Annotated in this window: 1 protein-coding gene; it reads right to left on the minus strand. The window is 64.6% G+C overall.

The genetic code is table 11. The annotated features are described in order from the left end of the window. A partial coding sequence (locus tag DBR18_RS30065; protein ID WP_256589007.1) for an amino acid adenylation domain-containing protein occupies positions 1–4,185 on the minus strand: 4,185 nt, incomplete at both ends.

Consider the following 4,185-nt stretch of genomic DNA (forward strand, 5'->3'; position numbering starts at 1 on the left):
GTCAGATCGGGGGCTGGCAGCGCCTTGCGATCGAGTTTGCCGTTGGGGCTCAGCGGCAGTGCATCGAGATGCACGAACACGGCGGGCCCCATGTAATCCGGCAGATGCTCCAGCAGTTGACTGCGCAGCACGTCGGTTTCCAGCCGTGCGCCGGTGTAGTACGCCACCAGACGTTTGTCCCCCGGCACGTCTTCGCGAGCCAGTACGGCGGCTTCCTGAATGCCGTCAATCTGGGTCAAGCGTGCCTGGATTTCGCCGAGTTCGATGCGCAGACCACGGATCTTCACCTGATCGTCGTTACGGCCCAGGTATTCGATGTTGCCGTCCGCCAGATAACGGGCGACGTCGCCGGTGCGGTACATCCGCCCATGGCTCTGGAACGGATCATTGAGGAAGCGCTCGGCATTCAGCTGCGGGCGATTCAGATAACCGCGCGCTACCTGCACGCCGCCGATGTACAACTCGCCGACCACGCCGTGGGGCACCGGTTGCTGCTGGGCATCGAGGATGTACATGCGGGTGTTGGCGATCGGTTTGCCGATGGGTGTGTTGTCCGGGGTGCTTTCCAGAGGACCGGCGCAATTCCACGCCGTCACGTCCACTGCGGCTTCGGTCGGGCCGTAGAGGTTGTGCAGTTCGCTGCTTGGCAGTTGCTGTTTGAAGCGCCGAACGACACTGCCCGGCAACGCTTCGCCGCTGCACATGACTTGCCGCAGACTGCTGCAACGTGCGGTGTCGGCGTGGGCGAGAAACACGTCGAGCATCGACGGGACAAAGTGCAGCGTGGTGATGTGTTCACGCTCGATCACTTCACTGAGGTACTGCGGATCCTTGTGCCCCTCGGGCCGGGCCATGACCAGACGGGCGCCGGTCATCAGCGGCCAGAAGAATTCCCAGACCGAGACGTCGAAGCTGAACGGCGTTTTCTGCAATACCGTGTCGGCTGCCGTCAGTTGATAGGCGTCCTGCATCCACAGCAAGCGGTTGACCACCCCGCTGTGTTCATTGATCACGCCTTTTGGTTGGCCGGTGGAGCCGGAGGTGTAGATCACGTAAGCCGTGTGCTGCGGGGTCAGTTCAGCGGGCGACAGATTATCCGTTGGCAGCGCTTGCCAGTACGGCTGATCCAGGTCGATCAGCGGCACCGCCACATCGCCGAGCAATGCGCGAGTCGAACCCTGCACCAGTACCGCCAGCGGCGCGCTGTCCTCCAGCATGTACGCCAGACGTTCCAGCGGATACGCCGGATCCAGCGGCACATAACCGCCGCCGGCCTTGAGGATCGCCAGCAGCCCGACCACCATGTCCAGACCGCGTTCGACGCAGATTGTCACCCGCGCATCCGGCCCTACGCCCAATCCGCGCAGGTGCCGCGCCAGTTGATTGGCCCGGGCGTTGAGTTCGGCGTAGCTCAGTGGCTGCTCACCCGCGACCACCGCTGGCGCCTGCGGCGAACGCTGCACCTGCGCCTCGAACAGACCGTGAATGGTCTGCTCAAGGTTGTAATCGACCTCCGTGGCATTCAGGCCAGACAGCAACTGCTGACGCTCGGCATCCGGCACCACCGGCAGGCGGTTCAAGGTCTGCTGCGGTGCCTGCTCCAGTGCCTCGACCAGTTCCGCCAGCACCTGTTGCATGTAGCCACACACCCGCGCCGCACCAATGCGCGAGGGCGTCATGACCGTGAGGATAAAACTTTCGCCCAGGTCATCGACATTGAGACTCAGCGGGTAGTTGGTGCGTTCTTCGCTGGAGAGGTTCTCGATGCCCTGCCAGGTCAGGCGATTGGCCTGCTGCTGTTCTGCGCTGACGCTGTGCCGGTAATTGAGCATCGCGCTGAACAGCGGCGACGGCGCCGCCACCCCGCTGCAGCGCTGGGCCAGCGCCAGTGATGCATGCTCATGGCCGAGCAACGCGGTCAGTTGTGCATGGGTGGCGCGCACGCCGGCACGCACCGGGGTATCACCCGGATCCACCCGCAACGGCAGCGTATTGATGAACATCCCCAGACCGCGATCGGCACCGGTGCCGCCCTGCATCCGCCCCAGCAGCACCGTGCCGAACACCACGCACTCGTGCCCCGAGGTCGCTGCCAGCACTCGGGCATAGGCCAGATGGAACAGACTCGCGACACTCACGCCCATCTGTCGCGCCTGACTGCGCAAGCGCCGCGCCAGCGCTTCGGGCACGTTCTGCCGGACTTCTTCGATATCCTGCCCGTCGCCGCGCACCTCCAGCAGCCCGAACGGCAGCGTCGGCTCGTCGATGTCACCGAGCATCGCGCGGAAGAACGCTTCGTGTTCCTGCTCACTGACGCCCAGCCGGGTCTGCGCCACGTAGTTGCGATACGGCACGGCCGGCAGCAGTGCTTCATCGTGACCGAAGAGGATCGCTTGCATTTCCTCCTGCACCACGGCCAGCGCCGTGTGGTCCATGGCGATGTGATGGAACAGCAGCATGGCGACCACCCGGTGGTTGGCCGGGTCCTGCGCATACACCAGGCGAATCAGCGGTGCCTGACTGATATCGATGCGGTAATGACGCGCATCGAAACGCTCGTACAACTGCGCCAGAACATCACCGGCCGCCGGGTCAAGGGCCACCTCCTGCACCGGCAGCTCAGCTTCACGCCAGACCACTTGCACCGGTGTCGCCAACCCTTGCCAGACCACTCCGGTGCGCAGAATGTCATGGCGACTCATGACCTGACGCAGCGCGGCGGCGAAGGCCTGCAAGCGTTCGAGGCTGTCGAACGCAAGGCGCGATTGCAGCAGGTACGGATCGCCCTGCCCGGCGCTCAGGTGGTGATAAAGAATGCCTTCCTGCAATGGCGCCAGCGGATAAATGTCCTGCACGTTGGCGGCCCCGCCCGGCACCGTGGCAACGATGCGCTCGATGCTGTCCTGATCCAGTTGCAGCAGGGTCAGCATGTCCGGGGTAATGCGCGTGCAATCGGCCGGAATCAGGTTGGCCGGCACCGCGACTTCGCGGCCGCTGCCCACGGCGGCGGCCAGCGCGGCGAGGGTCGGCTGACTGAACAGCACGCGCACGTCGGTGCTCAGGCCGAGCTGACGCATGCGTTCGATCAAAGTCACCGCCAGCAGCGAATGGCCGCCCAGTTCAAAGAAGTTGTCGTGCCGCCCGACCTGTTCCACCTGCAACACCTCGGCCCAGACCTGCGCCAGCGCGGTTTCCACCGGCCCTTGCGGGGCTTCGTATTCGCGGCTGAGCCAGGCGTCCTGATCCGGTTCGGGCAAGGCCTTGCGGTCGAGTTTGCCGTTGGCGGTCAGCGGCAGCGCCTCAAGCCGCACGTAGGCTGCCGGCACCAGTGCCTGCGGCAAACGTGCTTGCAGATGCCCGCGCAGCTCTTCGATTTCTACCGCAGTGCGCGCGGTGAACCAGGCGATCAAGCGCGCCTCGCGCACCAGCACTACCGCGTCCTGCACCGCCGGATGGCTGGTCAGTGCAGCTTCGATTTCCCCCAGTTCCACGCGCACGCCGCGCAGTTTGACCTGATCGTCGTTACGCCCCAGGTACTCGATATTGCCGTCGGCCAACCAGCGCGCGAGGTCGCCGGTGCGGTACATGCGCGCCTGCGGTTCGTCACTGAACGGGTCTTCGAGGAAACGTTCGGCGGTCAATTCAGGGCGATTCAGATAACCCCGCGCCACGCCAGCGCCACCCACATACAACTCACCCGCGACACCCACCGGCACCGGACGCTGCTGTTCATCGAGCAGGTAGACCCGGGCGTTACTTATCGGCCGGCCAATGTGCAGCAACTGCCCGGCATTGATCTGCCCGGAGGTCGCAACCACCGTGGCCTCGGTCGGGCCGTAGTTGTTGATGACATCAAAGGTCTGAGCGCGCGCGAACTGCCGCAACCTGTCGCCACCGATCAGCAGCGTACGCAACGTCGGGTGACCCAGCTCACGACTGAAGGCGTATTCGGCAATCGGCGTCGGCAGGAAGCTCACCTGCAACGGTTGCGCGCGCCACCAGTCGAGCAGGTCATCGAGGTGTTCGTTACTGATCGATTGCGGCGGCAGGTGCAGGGTCGCGCCGACACACAGCGCCGGCCAGACTTCCCAGGCCATCGCATCGAAACCGCAACCGGCGACGCTGGCGGTGTGGCTGCCGGCATGCAGGTCGAACGCCTCGCAGTGCCAGTGCACGAGGTTTTCC

The sequence above is a fragment of the Pseudomonas sp. HMWF021 genome (genome assembly GCF_003061005.1).
GTDB lineage: Bacteria > Pseudomonadota > Gammaproteobacteria > Pseudomonadales > Pseudomonadaceae > Aquipseudomonas.